Here is a 16,945-nt window from a genome sequence, read left to right as displayed (position 1 = left end):
CTAAAAAAAAAGGGCCGGTCGTCTTCATCCTACCGGCCCCTTTTTCCCTCATCATCAGGGTCTATTACTTTTCAGGAAAAGTGGCTTCAAAGGGGACGATAATCATTTTCCCATCGGGGCCGACAAAATTGGCGGTGCCGTTGACCGTAATGGGAAAATTGAAATCGGCGATTCCTTCCCACCATTTTTTCAACAGCTCACCAGACTTGACATTCATCTCCTGGAGTCGGTGTCCACTGGTGACCAGTAAGGCCAGATTGGCCGTATTGTAATCAAAGGTCCCATTGAATCTCATATGATCGGTGGTCTTGGCTGGAATATAGTTGTCGTCAAAGAAAGTCAGGGTATTGAGTTCAAATCCTTCAAAGGCGACGGTAAATTTCAGATCGTCCAGCATGATTTTAAAGTTATTGGGGTTTTGGATAGAATAGACAAAGGAAAGGACCATGGGTGCCCCTCTCCTCCCGGCCAATAATTTTCCTTCCTTATCCAAAATCCCATCTAAATAGTAGCCCCAATAGTTGGCGATTTCAACCCGTTCCAATTTAACCACCGGGGCCTTGGCAGCAGCCATTTTCATGGCCTTTCCCTTGCCCATAGCCGCTTTGGCTGCGGGTTTTTCCGGGGCGGCAGCCTTTTCTTCCGCTGCCAGACAAGGCAAGGCAATCAAGCTCAGGATACCGATCAGTAACAGTAAGGCTATACTATATTTTTTCATAAGACCCTCCCTTAGGTTAACCAACGTTTTCGGCGTTTATAATGTTTGACCTCTTTGAAACTTTTCCGGGTTCCCAGATCGGTAAGACCCAGGTAGAAGTCCTTGATGTCCGGGTTTTCAGAAAGTCTCTCGGCCGTATCGTCCATAACGATCCGGCCGTTTTCCATGACATAGGCATGAGGAGCCACGCTTAAGGCCAATTTGGCATTCTGTTCTACCAAGAGGATGGAGATATGGGATTCCTCGTGAAGCCGGGTAATGATATTAAAGATCTCCTTGATGAGCATAGGGGCCAGGCCCATAGAGGGTTCATCTAAAAGCATCAGCTTGGGGTTGGCCATCAAGGCCCGGCCCACAACGGTCATCTGCTGTTCCCCTCCGCTGATGAAGCCAGCGGTTTCACTGCGTTTCTCTTTGAGACGGGGGAAATAATGGTAGACCATTTCCAGCCCTTCTCTCACCGCCCCCCGGTCCCGACGCAGATGGGCCCCGACGATCAGGTTCTGCTCGACCGTCAGATGTTCAAAGACCCGGCGACCTTCAATGACCTGAACAATACCGGCTTTGGCAATCTCCTCGGCGTTTTTTTTATCGACCCGTTCTCCCATGAACATGATGTTGCCGTCCGTTACCTTCCCATCCTCATGTTTAAGCAGACCGGAGATGGCCTTCAAGGTGGTACTTTTCCCGGCCCCGTTAGCCCCCAGGAGGGCTACAATCCCCCCCTGGGGGACTTCGATAGAGACCCCCTTAAGGACTAAAATGACCTCATGGTACTTCACTTCCACACTATTGATCTTGAGAATCGGTTCCTCTGCCAACGATCTTACCTCCTTGTCAGCATTCAGCGTTCAGCGATCAGCCAGTCAACCTTACCAGCCCAGCCATTCCTTTTCCCATTTATCCGGCCAGCGTTTCTTTAAATCAATGGTTTCGACCAGAACGAATTTACCTTTTTCGATTCTAAAAATGGGGGTTCCCGTGGCGGCCCGATGGTCGGTGGGGGTGAAGCTGACCGGTGAGGATCCCACACCCAGGTCCTTGTTTTTAAAGGTTTCCATGGCCTTCATGATGCCTTCGCCGGTTAACTTGCCCTGTTTGTCGGCCACCTTCATAGCGTCGGCCAGCAGGAGCACATCCCCCCAGGCCTGGACCGTTCGGATCAGTCTTTTAGCGGCCGGAACACCGGGGTTCATCTTTTTGGCATAAGCTACTATTTTATCCATCATGGGTGCCTTGCCGCCAAAGAAAGCACAGACCGCCGCGCCCATGACCCCTTCACCGGCCGGTCCGGCCAGACGGGGCAGGTTTTCATCAAACCCCCAGTTGTTGACGATATGACTGGCCCCCAGGCCCAGGGAATAGGCATCACGCAGGGCCGTGGCCACGGACATGGTGGTATTGCCGTGCCAGACCAGATCCGGTTTAAACTGCTTGGCCCCGAGGACCTGGCTCTTGGTATCCAGAGCGGTTAAGGAGACATCCTGATCCGGGCCGACTTCAAAGCCTAAGAGGGTGGCCTGATCCTTGATGGCCTTGATGGGAGCGCTGGCATAAGGGGTGGGGAAGGCATAAAAACAGAGAAAACGGGGTTTTTCGCCTTTGTCTCTTCGATCCTTATACTTGGGATCTTTCTTCCAGACATGATCGAACCAGGCCGTAATGGCGCTGCGGGCATTGGTTGAATAGTCGGAAGCAAAAAAGAGGTTATAGGGTGTCTTTTTGGGGTCGGTCAAATGGGCTGAATAGGAAGCCGACACATAGGGCATTTTATCTTTGGTGACGGTCGGAGAAAGGGCCTCCGTGTCTCCGGTGCCCCAGCCTAAAACCGCAACGACCTTGTCGAAGTCACGGAACCGCTTGTAGGTGGTAACCGCCTCCGGGATCCGATAACCATAGTCATATTGGAAAAGTTTTACTTTTTTGCCGTTGATTCCGCCCGTATCGTTTACATAGGCAATAGCCTCGGCTATACCCAGGGCATAGTCTTTCCCGACATCCGAGGTGGCTCCGGTCATATCATTGATGGAACCGACCTTGATCTCTGCCGGTGCCGCCCAAAGCAGTCCGGAGGCTCCTAAAAAAGATATCAATAAAGCAGTTACCCAGAAAAACGTTTTTTTTCTCATCATTGCATCCTCCTTCGTTTGTTATTAAAAAAAAGTTTAGGAAAGTTCCTGGACGGTCGTCAGGTACGGTGATCACCTCCTATACCGATTTCGGATTTCGGAATTTAAAACCAAACCTTTAATAGCTTTCAGGGTTCAGGGATCGGGGGTCAGTTGAAGAAAAAATTTCAAGTTTCAAGTGTGAAACCCTTGCCCCTCGCCCATAGCCCATAGCCCTAAAAAATATTTTCATGATTCGTGGTGTCCCCTGGCCATGAAGCTTTAGTTCGAAAATAGATCTGGATTAACCTCCAGGCTTGTTAGTTCTCCGTCATGCCGGACCTGATCCGGCATCCAGGGCTTTAGGTGCTTTCTTTAACCTGGATTCCGGCTTTCGCCGGAATGACGAGCTAACTCCACGTTAATGTAATATTTTCATGCTTCGTGGTTCCCCACCGGGTCATGAGGCTTTAATACGAAAAAGGCCATAAATTGAAATAATTTTTGATCTGCCACCAGCGATAAGCCAATCCATTGGGTTCATATATTAAAAACAGACAAATAGCCAGTCCAAAGGTGGCTTCCTTCAGGAATAAAAATTTCATCGCTAACTGGGGATAGATCGGGGTCAGGGGAATGATGGCAAATTTCAAGCCTTCCAGGATCAGGACCATAAACAGGGAACCGAAGATGGTTCCGTAAATGCTGCCCACCCCGCCGATCAGGATCACCCCCACCAGCCAGAGGGACCAGAACCATTGAAAATGTTCCGGGCTTAAGGCCGACAGATTGCTGACCCAAAAGGCCCCGGCGATCCCCCCGATAAATCCGGCCACGAAAAAGGCCATCAATTTATAGACAACGATATTGATCCCCATGGTTTCAGCGGCGATATCATTATCCCGAATGGCGATCCAGGCCCGTCCGACCTTGGAACGAAGCAGATTGACCAGCCCCATGGTCAGGACAATTGTCAGGACCACCCCGAGAAAGTAGACCTTGGTGTCATCGTCTATGACCAGAGGTCCGATGGTGATGGTCCCCGGAGGCAGGGAAAAGGCCTGGCCCCGGCCGCCGATCTGACTGACATATTGAGTCAGAATAAAATCCACGGTGACGAACTGGGCCGCCAGGGAGGTCATGATCAGATAAAATCCCTTGACCTTGGCCGAAGGCAATCCAAAGAGAACGGCCCAGAGCCCGGCCACGATACCGCCGATGAACATGCTTAACAGATAAGGCAGATTCAGTTGCAGCATAAGCAGAGTGGCGGTATAGGCCCCGACGGCGATAAAGGCCGAATGCCCGAGGGTCACCTGGCCGCAATAGCCGATCAAAAGCTGCACCCCCAAGGCCCCCATGACGGTATAGGCCACCAGATTGGCCACCCCGATCCAATAGAGGCCCCCCCAGTAGGGAAGGATATAAAAAAGAAAAATTCCCAGGAAAATCATCTTGCCGATGACAAACCGTGTCTGCCACCAGGCATGGTCCTGCCGGTAGTATTCGTGGTAAACCCCGCAAGGCAAGTAGGACATGGCTTATACCCTTTCTATTCTTTCCCAACCCCAGAGTCCATAGGGTTTATATAATAAAAGGATGACCATAAAGATAAAAGGAGCGATTTCCTTGACCCCTCCGGGGGTGAAGCGGTCCAGATAGGCGCCGCTCAGGTTCTGCAGAACCCCGATGATGAGACCGCCGACGATGGCCCCGGGGACGGAATTCAACCCGCCCAACACCACGGCCGGCAAGACCAACAGGCCCAGGTAGCCGACCGAAATATTCAGTCCATTGATATTACCCAACAAGGCCCCGCCCACGCCGGCGGCGATAAAGGCAATGCCCCAGGCCGTAGCATAGACAAACCGGGCACTGACCCCAAGAGAAAGGGCGGCCATTTCGTCATCGGCCGTGGCCTGCATGGCCAGGCCCCAGCGGGTGTATTGGAAAAAGGCCACGAAGATCAGAAGCAAGGCGATGGCGGCCACAAAGCTCCAGAGGTAAACCTGGCCGATGATGATCCCTCCGATATCAATGGGCTCCATAGGGAAAACTGGGGGATCAAAGATGACCGTGTCGGTCCCGAACAGGAATTCGACGACCCCCCGGAAGAAAAAGGACAACCCCACGGTGACCATGATGACCGTCAGGACCGGTTCTCCGATCAGCTTGTCCAAGAAGACCCGCTCGGTGAGGAGTCCCAGGATAAAACCGATGATGACCGTAAAAAGAAGGGCCAAGATGAAGGGGACCCCCCAGAGATAAAAGGTCAGGCTCACATAGGCCCCGATCAAAGTCAGTTCGCCCATGGCCAGATTGAGGACCCCGGAACACTTGTAGATCAGGGTCCAGCCCAGAGCCACCAGGGCATAAATTCCCCCCATCAGAATGCCGGTAATAATGACCTGAATAAAGAGCTGCATCTTATTTCCCCTCCTCAATGGGTATTTTCCGGATATGGAGATCGGTTTTGATGTGGACCACCCGGCCGTCCTCATAGGTAATGGTGGTATCCATATGGACCGTGTTGGTATCTTCATATAAGGCCCGGACGATGTCCTTGTAACGGTTTTCCACAAAGGCCCGCCGCAGCTTCCGGGTTCGGGTCAGCTCTTCGTCATCGGCATCGAATTCCTTATAGAGATTGACGAACTTGTGGATCTTGGCCACCGGTTTAAGGCTTTTGTTGGCCTCCCGTATCTGTTTTTCCACCAGGTCATAAACCTCCTGCTTCTGGGACAGCTCGGGATAACTGGTATAGTTCAGCTTTTTTTCGTCGGCCCATTTCCCGACAACGGCATAGTCGATACAGACCACGGCCGTCATATAGGGCTTTTCATGGCCGATGACCCAGGCGTCCCTGAGAAAGGGGGAGAATTTTAAACGGGTTTCCAGGTACTGGGGTGAGAAGATGGTTTTGTCGTTTAAGATCATGACATCTTTGGTCCGGTCGAAAACGACCAGGTGCCCGTCTTCATCGATAAATCCCTTGTCGCCCGAATAAAGCCAGCCATCCTGGAGGGTTTTGGCCGTAGCCTCGGGGTTTTTATAGTAGCCTAAAAAGACCGAGGGGCTTTTGGAAATGATCTCCCCGTCTTCGGTGATCTTGATCTCGGTTTCGGGAATGGCGGTGCCGACCGTATCAAACTTGATATCCCCGTTGCGGTGGAGTACCGAGATTCCGGCAATCTCGGTCTGGCCGTAGATCTGTTTGAGGTTTACGCCCAGGGCATGGAAGAAACGGAAGTGATCCGGCCCCATGGCCGCCCCGCCGGTATAGGCATTACGGACCCTGGAGAGCCCCAGGTGATCCCGGAGTTTTTTAAATATCAGGGCATAGGAAATCAAGTCCAGTAATTTCCAACCCAGAGGGATCGATTTTTTTCCAAACTTTAAATCCGCCACGTGATAACCGATTTTCATGGCCAGGGTGAAAAGGTTCCTTTTCAGCCAGGTGGAGTCCAGGTGTTTGACTTGGACGGAACGGGTCATCTGTTCGTACATCCGGGGGGGAGCGAACATGACATGGGGGCCGATTTCGCGGATATTTTCCTGGGCAATCTCCGGCTCCTCGGGAAAATTGATGGTATAGCCTACCTGGAGGCCGGCCGAAATGGACATCATCTGTTCCCCGATCCAGGCAAAAGGCAGATAGGAAACAAAATCGTCTTCCGGAGTGCAGGGGTCGACTTTCATCAGATTCTGGCCCATGGTCAGCATATTATAGTGGGAGAGAAGGACCCCCTTGGGCAGGGCCGTGGTTCCGGAGGTATAGAAAAGCAAAGCCACATCCTTGGCCTTGCCCTGGGCCACGAGCTTTTCAAAGAGGCCAGGGTCTTTTTGATCCAGTTCCTTCCCTTTCCGCATCACCTCTTTCAGACTGATCAGGATGGGATCATCATAGTCCCGCATGCCCTTGGGATCATCCCAGATGATTCTTTTTAAGTAGGGGCATTTATCCTGGATGGATAAGGCCTTGTCCACCTCTTCCTGTCCTTCCCCCACCAGGAAAGCAGCGTCGGAATGGTTGATGATGTAGGCCACTTCATCCATAAGGGAATCCTGAAAAAGCCAGACGGCAATCCCGCCCACGGAGAGGGTGGCCATTTCCATCCATAACCCCTCCGGACGGTTGTCGCCGATCATAGCCACCTTGTCTTCCCGCTTCAGGCCCAGGCTGACCAGACCCAGGGCGATATGTTTGACGTTTTCCAGATAGTCTTTCCAGGTGATGGGACACCAGACCCCGAATTCCTTTTCCCGCATGGCTGCTTTGGTATCCCCATACTTTTTAGCGGTTTCCAGCAGGACCTTGGGCAAAGTCAAGTCTTCGGTGATCTGAAAAGGGATGGTATAGGCTTTATCTCCTCGTGGCATATAAGTCCTCCTCACCCAGATAGGCCTCGATGACCTGGGGATTATTCTGTATCTCCGTGGGGGTGGCGGTGGTTATCTTATTACCGAAATTGAGAACGGAGATGCGCTCGGAGATGTCCATCACCACCCCCATATCATGTTCCACCAGGATGCAGGTAACTTTCCAGCGTTCTTCCAGGTTAATATCGAGAATAAACCGGGCCATGTCCTCGACCTCCTCCAGATTCAATCCGGCCAGGGGTTCGTCCAGGAGAAGCAACTTGGGGTTTAAGGCCAGGGCCCGGCCTAATTCCACCCGCTTTTGCAGGCCGTAAGGCAACATGCCGACGGTTTTGTTGCGGATCGATTCGATTTCCAGGAGGTCGATGATCTCTTCTTCGATAAATTTACGGGTTTTGATCTCCTCCCGGGCCGTTTTCCCAAAATAAATGGTGCCGCTGACGATCCCGGATTTCAAATGAATATGCCTGCCCAACCGGATATTATCCAAAACGGTCATTCCCCGGAACAGCTCGATTTTTTGAAAAGTCCGCGAGACACCCATTTCGGCCCGATGATGGGGAGTGAATTTGGTGATCTCCTGTTCCTCAAAGGAAATCTTCCCTTTTTGGGGGTGATACAGTCCGTTGATACAATTGAGCAGAACGGTTTTACCGGCCCCGTTGGGACCGATAATGGAATGGATCTCCCCCTGTCGGACGTCAAAACTGACCCCGGAGAGGGCGGCCACCTTGCCAAAAAACATGCTGATATCCTCAACTCTTAGCATAACAGGCCCGAGGTGATCGGAAGACATCTGGCCATTCTCCTTCCTTAAAAAAACGGCATTATTAAAGAGGGCCTTGTCCTGAACAGGAAAGGCGATGAATAAAACTTAATTTCTGAGAAAAAATTCAATAATCTGAACAGATACCTTATGTACCGTTTGTTGTTGATGTGAAACTGTTGATATGAAGCAACTATTTTCTATATGTTTTGTAAGAGATTTGTTTTTTTGTCAAGTAATATATGAAAAAAAATAGTTACATTGATTATGGGAAGTTTGGTTTATAAGTATGGTCTATGGGTAACTAAATTTCGAGCCCCTGTCAAGTTTATAAAATAGTAGGATAATAGCAGGTAAAAACAACTATTCATCATAAGACAACAAATGGGAGCGCAGGTTGATTTTTTTATTTTTCAATTTGAGTTTACTGCGTATATTGTGCCGGTGAAACAAAATCGTGTTTTTAGACAGGAGCAGAAGCTCGGCGATGTCTTTATTGGTTTTGCCTTCCTTGACCAGATTGGCGACCTTGATTTCCATGGAGGTGAAGTTAAAATATTTGGAAGATAATTTGCTGATGAAGGGGGAGATGATATTATTGAGATTGGACTCCAGGATATCGATCAGGGTCTGCTGGTTGGGGTTGAGCCGGCTTTTTTTAACCCGGTCGATATATGGGGAGATCAGTTCCTTGACATTGGACAGGACATTCTCCCCAAGCTCCTTTTTATCCTCTTCCCTTTTTTTTAAAAGGACCTTTAAGGCGGTATTGACTTCTTCCAGATGATGGGATTGGGCCTTCAGTTCCACCTCTCTTTTTCTCAAGGCCCTTTCAGCCCGTTTACGCTCTTCAACCTCCTGTTTGAGCTGGGTATTGATTTTGGCCAATTCGGCCGTCCGCTCTTTAACCCGGTCTTCGAGGTGGTCATGATATTTTTTTAATTCCTGCTCGGCCTGTTTCTGGGCGCTGATATCCCGCAGGATGACAATATTTCCGGCCGGCCGGCCGTCACGGTTTTTATAAACCGTCGAGCTGATTTGGACATCCAATATCCGGCCGTCTTTGGTCAGACGTCGGGTCTCAAAAAGTTGTATCTTTTTGCCGCTGAGCATCCTTTTGATGGCCTTCCGGGTTTCCAGCCGGTTTTGGGGGGGGACGAAATCGATTTGTTTGCCCTTGATATCCTCACCGGAAAATCCGAAGGTCTGTTCAAAGGCCGGGTTGACATAGGTGGCCGTCCCGTTCATGGTATAAACGACTATGGGATCGGGAGAAGAGGTCAACAGGAGACGATACCGTTCTTCGCTCTCCCGCAAAATTTCTTCGGTCAATTTCCGCTCGACCAATTCCCGGCGGACATCGGCATATAATCGGGCCTTATCGATAGCCACCAGGGCCAATTCGGCGAATCTTCTTAAAAAGGACAGGTCTTCGTCCTGAAATATTTTATCCGGGCTGACACTGGCCAATCCGATGACCCCATGAAACCGCTCTCCGTCTTTTAAGGGAATGCCGACCACGGAATGGAGGACATCGAGGGATTTATCACTGATCCGGTCCTTCCAGTGATGATAATCATTGACCAATACAGGCTGGTTGGTTTCCCAGACCTTACCGCCCACGCCTTCACCCATTTTTACACGCCGGCCCAATTGGTTTCTAAAAAATCCCATGCCGACCCGCATTTTCATTTCCCGGTCCCCGGGGTCGAGGAGATAGATAAAGCCGTTCTCCGTGCCGCTCAACCGGGCGGCCCGGTGGAGGATGGCTTCCAGTAACTCCTCCTTGTCCAGACGGTCAATCAGACCAAGAGAAGTCTCGTGCAGGGCCGTCAGGTGTTCGTTTTTCCGCCGGAGCGATCGTTCGACCTCTCTGAGCCGGTGGATTTCCCGGTCCTGTTCTTCAATCCAGTGCGCCCCTTCATCCGGTTTACTCTTGCCGGCCGGTTTTTCCAATAGGATCCCCTTCCTTTTCCCTTCTCATTATCTCATCAACAACTTGAAAAAGATTGGGGATTGGGCAAATATTTATCCCGTTCGTGTTATGTTTGTGGGATGGTTGGGATAAAGAGGGCCGGTGGGCAGCATTGTCATATCTGAACATCAAATTTTTATGAACATCAAGGCATTGGTAGGCAAATGAGAGTTAGGGAAGTTTGTAATGGACATGTTCCAGCTCTATAAATTCTTTTTCCAAACTCTTCAAGAGGTGAGCCTCGCCTGACCATTCGACATATTCCAAATCGCCCTCTGCCAAATCTTCAGCGGCCATTTGCTTCAAGAAATAATCGGTGGAAACCTGATAGCGTTGTTCGAATTCTCCTAATCGGCGTTTGGTTCGTTCAATGCCGGCTTGGAGACGGGCCTTATAACTTTCAAGGGCATGAAAGACTACTTGAGCCCCTTCTTTGTTCGGTAATTCGATTAACAGTTGTGTGCCCATCTCTAAGTTCCCTGATAACTAACAAGTTGTTTTTTATCAAACTATAAGAAGTCCGATAATAGAAGTCAATAAATAAAAATATTTGGACCAGGTTGTAAACCGGTTCCCGCGGAAAAGCCCTCATGCCCCTCTGGAACGCCACGAAGCAATATAATAGGTTCAAGGTTTTTCAAACTGAAACTTGCATCTTGCAACTTTATTCTCTAACTCAGCCCTGATCCCTGATCCCTGACCCCCGAACCCTGAAGGTTATTTTCGAACTAAACCCCTTTCCCCACCAGCCCCCCGGCCGGGTCCATCTTTTCCACCCGGACCCTGACCCGTTCATTTTGTTTAAACCTTCCCGGTATGGAAACGGTCAGATAATTTCCGGTGAGGGCCTTGACCCAGCCCTTTTCCTGGCCCGGTTGCAGGACCAGGGCCGAAAAGATCTGTCCCAGGCAACGTTCCATAAAGGCTATCCTCTTTTCCCGGTCCAAGGCCCTGACAATCCGGAGCCGTTCTTTTTTGATTTTTTCCGGGACCGGATTGGGAAAATCGGCGGCCGGGGTTCCGGGTCTCCGGGAATAGGGGAAAATATGGAGATAGGATAAGGGCAGGCCGGAGATAAAATCCAGGGTTTTTTGGAAAAGACTTTCATCTTCTCCCGGAAAACCGACGATCAGGTCGGCCCCGATGGCGGCATAAGGGATTTCCCGGTGAACGGTCCGGATCAATCGGCCATAAAATTCCGTGGAATAGGTTCGATTCATTTTTTTCAGCAGGGAATCCTCACCGGCCTGCAGGGGAATGTGCAGATGAGGACAGAGGTTTGGGTATTTTTTAAAAAGGCCGAGCAGGGCAGGGGAAACTTCCTGAGGCTCCAAAGAGCTTAAACGGATAAAAATCCCGGGGTGTCCTGGAAGCAGGACTTCGAGCAGAGAAACCAGATCGGTGGCCGGAGAAAGGTCTCCTCCGTATTGCCCTAAGTGGATGCCGGTCAGGATCAGTTCCTGGATCCCCTGACCGGCGAGGACTTCGACTCCGGAAAACACATCTTTCATCGGAAGACTCCGGGACCGCCCCCTGGCCCGGGGCACCAGACAATAACTGCACTGGGCATTGCAGCCCTCCTGGATGCGCACAAAGGCCCTGGTCCTGTGAGCCGGCCTGGGGAATTGGGCTTCTATCGTGTGTTCCGATTCCGGGGTCAGCAAAAGATGTGGGAAGGGCCTTTTCCCCGGCAAGGGCAACTTAAAGGGGGCCTCCAGTTTTTTAAAAGTGCCGGTTATATAATCCAGCCCGGGAATTTTTTCATACTCCTTTGGAAAGATCTGGGCCGCGCATCCGGCGGCCACGACCAGGGATTCCGGATGGTTTCGGATGACCTGACGGACCATTTGGGCCGATTGTCTCTGGGCCTCGGCCGTGACGGCACAGCTATTAATCACATAGAGATCGGCTTTTTCTTTGAAGGGGACGGCCTCCCACCCCTGGTCCTGAAAGCGTTCCTCCAGACAGGCGGATTCAAACTGGTTGACCTTACAGCCCAGGGTGTAGACCGCCACCCTCGGCGGGTTATTCTTTCCAGGTTTCTTCAATCCAGCCCCCTCCCACTAATCGGTCCTCCAGATAAACCACTGCGGCCTGTCCCGGTGTGACCGCCTTTTGCGGCTTTTCAAAATGGAGGTCCGCCCTCCGGTCATCGATAATCCGGATTATGGCCCCTGCCGGTTTATGCCGGTAGCGGATCTGGGCCGAAACTTTCAGGCCGTCGATTTCGGGGGGCCGGCTTAAGAAATGAAAATCAGAGAGCCGGCAGCCGGCGGATTCCAGATCCTTTTTATTGCCGATGACCAGGCGGTTGCGGTCCGATTCCAGACGGATCACATAATAGGGTTCGGCCGCCGGTATTCCCAGCCCCCTTCTTTGTCCGACCGTATAGGCGAATAATCCCCGATGGGTTCCCAGCTTTTTCCCTTCCGGGTCGACCACATCGCCGGACCGGCTCAGGTCTAAAGAGGCCTGTTTGAGCAGAAACTCCCGGTAGCCTTCCTGAGGCAGGAAACAGATATCCTGGCTTTCTCCTTTGGGATTCATGGGAAGTCCTATTTCCCGGGCAAAGGCCTTCACCTCTTCCTTGGTCCAGTCGCCGAGGGGGAAGAGAATCCGGGGGAGATTTTGAGCCTCAAGGCGGTGTAAAAAATAGGATTGATCCTTCCCCCTGTCCCGTCCTCTGGCAATAGTCAGGCCTTCGCCCCAGGAGGCCGGAACAATCCGGGCATAATGCCCGGTGGCAAAAAAATCAGCCCCCAGATTTAAGGCCTTTTGAAACATGAGCCCGAACTTGATGGTCGGGTTGCAGACCACACAGGGGTTCGGGGTCCGTCCCAAGGTGTATTCGGAAATAAAATAATCGACCACTTTTTGCTGAAAAGGTTCTTTTAAGGGAAGCACCTCCAGGGGGATGTCCAAAAAGGAACAGAGCTTTTCCAGCCAGGGAAGGGGAGATTCCGGGGAAAACCCAAAGTCGGCATGGAGCCCTATAACCCGATACCCTTCTTTTTTCAAGAGATAGGCCGACAGGGCGCTGTCGATTCCGCCACTCAGGGCTACGGCGACTGTTTTCACAAGACAATAATCATTAGACAGGATTTACAGGATTAACCGGATAGTATAGGAATTTAGGTGAACTTTTTAAAAACCTTTTCAAACCCGGCCAGGGATTTTTCGATGGTCTGGTCCGGCACGCAATAGGCGATTCGGAAATAACCGGGTTTGCCAAATCCCGTACCCGGTACGGTCAGGATCAACTCTTCCTGGAGGGCCTGGACAAAGGCCACGTCATCGGGAATGGGTGACTGCGGGAAAAGATAGAAGGCCCCTTCGGGCTTGACCAACTGATAGCCGGCCCCGGTCAGCCCTTGATAAAAAAGATCCCGCTTTTTTTGATAGATCCCGATATCCACCGTCAGACCCTGAACAGCCGGGAGAAGCCGCTGCATCAGGGCCGGGGCATTGACAAAACCCAGGATGCGGTTGGTGAAGGTAGCGGCGGCCATCAGCTCTTCCCGGTCCGGGGCCTGGGGATGGATGGCTAAATAGCCTATCCGCTCCCCCGGCAGGGAAAGGTCCTTGGAATAGGAGGTGACACTGATGCTTTGCCGGTAGGCCTGGAAAATGCTGGGCACCTGAACCTGATCATAGACGATCTTCCGGTAAGGTTCATCGCTGATCAGGTAAATGACCTGCCCCTGTTTTTGGCCATAGCCTTCCAAAAGTTCCCCTAATTTTTTGAGCGAGGTTTCATCATAGACTTTGCCGGTGGGGTTATTGGGGGAATTGATCAGGATGGCCTTGGTCCTGGGATTCAAAGCCTGCTCGATAGCCTTTATATCGATGGAGAAATCCGGTCCGGTTTGAACCACCCGGGGGACCCCCTGAAAATTATCGGTATAAAAAAGGTATTCCACGAAATAGGGGGCCAGGACGATTAATTCGTCGCCCGGGTCCAATAAAGCCTTTAGTAAGACATTCAAGGCCCCGGCGGCCCCACAGGTCATAATGACCTCGTTTTCGCTGAATGCCAGATCGTGTTCCCTGGATAGGAATCCGGCAACGGCCTTTCGGGTTTCCACGTAACCGGCATTGGCCATATAGGCATGCAAACCGGATTGGGGTTGATTGATAATCGAGGCCAAGACCTGGTGCACCGCGGCCGGCGGTTCCAGATTGGGATTTCCCAGACTGAAATCAAAGACATTCTCCGCCCCGTGCCGCGCTATGAGCCGTGCACACTCCACCAACAACTTCCGTATCCATGAGGAATTTTCCATATAACCTTTTATTTTTTGGGCAATAGCCATGAGGTGCTCCTCTGGTTAACTATCCTTAAATTGCTTTGGGTTGATAGCGGTTCGGTTCACTAAAAAAATCCAGGGCCTTCATAGAGAAAAGGACGTGGGCCGAATGTACCGCCCCGGTCGGAATGAAATAAGAGTCGCCCTGTTTTAATGTCCTGGTTTGACCATCGATGGTCATTTCAACTTCCCCTTCCAGGATCACCCCCCACTGGGCCTGATGGGCATGGGGCGGAATGTCCGCCGGTCCTTCGAGCGTAAAAAACACAGCCTGCATCTCCTTCCCCTGAAACAATTTTCCTTTAACTCCGGGGAAATTGATATCAACATCGGGTAGCTTCTCAATCATCTCGGGGAACAAAATTTTTTCCATCAAGTTAAGGTACCTCCACCACTCATAAATGTCCGGTCATTTTATTTAGATATTTATCTAATAACACAATAAATTCTTTCGGTAAAGGGTAAAAATTTACCATCTACTTGACAAAACGAACCTCTCATGAAATAACTACAAAACCCTCATGGACCAGGGGGGCACTGACAAAGCATGAAAATGGGCTTAAGATTATGTAGAACAGGCGCCCTCGCCTGTTATTAGGGAAAACAGCCGGGGGCGGCTGTTCATAAAACATATTTTATTTTCAAACTAACAGGGTCGGAGAAGGGGGAATAGAATGAAAAAGATTCTGGTAACCGGCGGGGCAGGGTTTATAGGAAGCCATCTTTGTGAAACGCTATTGGGTCAGGGCCATGACGTCGTCTGCCTGGACAATTTTTTTACCGGCTCAAAAGACAACATTTTACATCTGAGAGACAACCCCCATTTCGAAATCATCCGCCATGATATCATTAACCCCATCACCCTGGAGGTCAATGAGATTTATAATCTGGCCTGCCCGGCTTCTCCGGTCCACTATCAGTTCAATCCGGTCAAGACCATCAAGACTAATGTCATGGGAACCTTGAATATGCTGGGCCTGGCCAAGAACATCAAGGCCCGGATACTTCAGGCCTCCACCTCGGAGGTCTATGGCGACCCTTCGGTCCATCCGCAAAAGGAGACTTATTGGGGCAATGTCAATTGCATCGGCCCCCGGGGTTGCTATGATGAGGGGAAACGGGTGGCCGAAACCCTGATGATGGATTACCACCGGCAGCACGCCGTGGATATCCGCATTGTCCGCATCTTCAATACCTACGGCCCTAGGATGGCCGTCAACGACGGCCGGGTGGTCAGCAACTTCATCGTTCAGGCCTTGCGCGGGGAGGCCATCACCGTCTATGGAGAAGGGCAGCAAACCAGATCCTTTTGTTTTATTTCCGATCTGGTGAGGGGCCTGATCGCCATGATGGAACAGGATGGGTTTATCGGGCCGGTCAATCTCGGCAACCCCAATGAGTTTACCATTCTGACATTGGCAGAAAAGGTCAAAGCCATGATCGGATCAAAAGCCCCGATCGTCTTTAAGCCCCTGCCCCAGGATGACCCTATCCAGCGAAAACCGGACATAGAAAAAGCCTGGAATCATTTGAACTGGGTGCCCGGCGTCCAATTGGATGAAGGACTGGAGCAGGCCATCCGATACTTCCGCAATCGTTTGGCTTAATCCTACATAAAAATTCTGAAAAGATCAGGGACGCCCTCATAGATTGGCCTTATGGGGGCGGAATAAGACCTCTTTCATTCCCAGACCGGATCTGCAACACAACCCCTCAAAACTCCGTTTTTCAATATTGGTGATCTCGTAAAAAATCGCCGGAACCTGCATTCCGTCATTCCGGCGAAAGCCGGAATCCAGTGTTTTTACATGGTTACCCGTGACCTGGATTCCTATCCCCGATTAATACATTCAATATTGACAAGTTCGTAAAAAGCCCGAAAGCGCGCACATTCGTCATTCCCGTGAAAACGGGAATCCAGTCCCGCCAAAGGCGGGATTGAAAAACCTGGATTCCCGATAAAGACATTCGGGAATGACGAGAAAAATGTCGCTGTTTGTAATATTATAGGGATTTTTAATCGATTTGGAAGAGGCTAACATGATACAAAAACTCCCATTTTATTGATGATCCTTGAGAACGGCCTCCCGGTCCGGCCAGACCTGTTTGCCCTGCACGCCCGGGGGCGGCAACAGGGTAGGAATTCAGTTTAAGTATAAAAGTTTACTTATTTAAAAGAAATATGTTTACATACTAACAGAAATTGAGATAATATCATAAAAAAATTTTTCCGATAATCTGCCAAGATGAGGGGGTAACTATGGATCGATGCAAGCCGAGGACGTCCATGACCTGGCCGGGGTTTGGAATGATCGTTCTATTGCTGGCCTCGGGATTATTCCTTCCTTTTTCTTCAGAGGCCGTGATTACCACCCGGGTTTCGGTAGCTTCGGACGGGAGTCAGGGAAATGATTATTCGAACAATCCATCCATTTCGGCTGATGGACGTTTTGTGGCTTTTAGGTCTCTCGCATCCAATTTTGTACTTGGAGATACGAACGGCAAAGAGGATATTTTTGTCCATGACCGGCAGACCGGACAGATCAGCCGGATCTCGGTAACTTCGGACGGGACTGAGGGGAATGATCATTCTTACAGTCCATCCATCTCGACCGATGGGCGTTTTGTGGCTTTTACATCTTATGCTTCCAATTTAGTACATGGAGATACAAACGGCAAAATGGATATCTT

The 16,945-nt window shown here is 50.7% G+C and carries 15 protein-coding genes; 2 read left to right on the top strand and 13 right to left on the bottom strand.

Going from position 1 to position 16,945, the window contains the following annotated elements; translation table 11 throughout:
* Positions 1 to 64: 64 nt before the first annotated feature.
* The 13 genes from HY879_06225 to HY879_06165 form a co-directional block, all read right to left on the bottom strand.
* Positions 65 to 718 carry a hypothetical protein gene (locus tag HY879_06225; GenBank protein ID MBI5602933.1) on the bottom strand — a complete coding sequence of 218 codons (654 nt, stop codon included), beginning with the start codon at positions 716 to 718 and terminating at the stop codon, positions 65 to 67.
* Positions 719 to 729: 11 nt separating this feature from the next.
* Entirely contained in the window at positions 730 to 1,524 is a 795-nt protein-coding gene (locus HY879_06220; protein ID MBI5602932.1) for an ABC transporter ATP-binding protein, read from the bottom strand.
* Between the two features lie 66 nt (positions 1,525 to 1,590).
* Positions 1,591 to 2,847, bottom strand: a complete 1,257-nt coding sequence (locus tag HY879_06215) for an ABC transporter substrate-binding protein (protein MBI5602931.1) — start codon at positions 2,845 to 2,847, stop codon at positions 1,591 to 1,593.
* A gap of 449 nt (positions 2,848 to 3,296) precedes the next feature.
* The gene (locus HY879_06210; protein MBI5602930.1) at positions 3,297 to 4,364 is read right to left on the bottom strand and encodes a branched-chain amino acid ABC transporter permease; all 1,068 of its coding nucleotides are present in this window, start codon (positions 4,362 to 4,364) and stop codon (positions 3,297 to 3,299) included.
* Between the two features lie 3 nt (positions 4,365 to 4,367).
* Positions 4,368 to 5,252, bottom strand: a complete 885-nt coding sequence (locus tag HY879_06205; protein ID MBI5602929.1) for a branched-chain amino acid ABC transporter permease — start codon at positions 5,250 to 5,252, stop codon at positions 4,368 to 4,370.
* Between the two features lies 1 nt (position 5,253).
* Entirely contained in the window at positions 5,254 to 7,206 is a 1,953-nt protein-coding gene (locus HY879_06200) for an AMP-binding protein (protein MBI5602928.1), read from the bottom strand.
* Entirely contained in the window at positions 7,190 to 8,002 is an 813-nt protein-coding gene (locus HY879_06195) for an ABC transporter ATP-binding protein (GenBank protein MBI5602927.1), read from the bottom strand. The genes HY879_06200 and HY879_06195 overlap by 17 nt, the downstream gene beginning before the upstream one ends.
* Positions 8,003 to 8,335: 333 nt before the next feature.
* Positions 8,336 to 9,928, bottom strand: a complete 1,593-nt coding sequence (locus tag HY879_06190; GenBank protein MBI5602926.1) for a PAS domain S-box protein — start codon at positions 9,926 to 9,928, stop codon at positions 8,336 to 8,338.
* Positions 9,929 to 10,118: 190 nt separating this feature from the next.
* A complete protein-coding gene (locus HY879_06185; protein ID MBI5602925.1) occupies positions 10,119 to 10,415 on the bottom strand; it encodes a hypothetical protein in 297 nt (98 codons plus the stop codon).
* Between the two features lie 260 nt (positions 10,416 to 10,675).
* On the bottom strand, positions 10,676 to 11,995 hold the full coding sequence (gene mtaB, locus HY879_06180) for a tRNA (N(6)-L-threonylcarbamoyladenosine(37)-C(2))-methylthiotransferase MtaB (GenBank protein MBI5602924.1): 1,320 nt from the start codon (positions 11,993 to 11,995) through the stop codon (positions 10,676 to 10,678).
* The gene (mnmA, locus tag HY879_06175) at positions 11,973 to 13,025 is read right to left on the bottom strand and encodes a tRNA 2-thiouridine(34) synthase MnmA (protein ID MBI5602923.1); all 1,053 of its coding nucleotides are present in this window, start codon (positions 13,023 to 13,025) and stop codon (positions 11,973 to 11,975) included. The genes mtaB and mnmA overlap by 23 nt, the downstream gene beginning before the upstream one ends.
* 53 nt (positions 13,026 to 13,078) lie before the next feature.
* The gene (locus tag HY879_06170) at positions 13,079 to 14,260 is read right to left on the bottom strand and encodes a pyridoxal phosphate-dependent aminotransferase (protein ID MBI5602922.1); all 1,182 of its coding nucleotides are present in this window, start codon (positions 14,258 to 14,260) and stop codon (positions 13,079 to 13,081) included.
* A 25-nt stretch (positions 14,261 to 14,285) separates the two neighbouring features.
* The gene (locus HY879_06165; GenBank protein MBI5602921.1) at positions 14,286 to 14,627 is read right to left on the bottom strand and encodes a cupin domain-containing protein; all 342 of its coding nucleotides are present in this window, start codon (positions 14,625 to 14,627) and stop codon (positions 14,286 to 14,288) included.
* A 301-nt stretch (positions 14,628 to 14,928) separates the two neighbouring features.
* Between HY879_06165 and HY879_06160 the strand changes: the two genes are divergently transcribed.
* Both HY879_06160 and HY879_06155 read left to right on the top strand, forming a co-directional pair.
* Positions 14,929 to 15,861: an SDR family oxidoreductase gene (locus HY879_06160; GenBank protein ID MBI5602920.1), complete on the top strand. Its 933-nt coding sequence runs from the start codon at positions 14,929 to 14,931 to the stop codon at positions 15,859 to 15,861.
* Positions 15,862 to 16,514: 653 nt separating this feature from the next.
* Positions 16,515 to 16,945 (top strand): PD40 domain-containing protein (locus tag HY879_06155; protein ID MBI5602919.1); only part of this gene is annotated, 431 nt, incomplete at its 3' end.

It is taken from the genome of Deltaproteobacteria bacterium, assembly GCA_016219225.1.
GTDB lineage: Bacteria > Desulfobacterota > RBG-13-43-22 > RBG-13-43-22 > RBG-13-43-22 > RBG-13-43-22.
The sequence above is the reverse complement of the archived record's forward strand: the minus strand, read 5'-3'. Positions and strand labels throughout refer to the sequence as shown.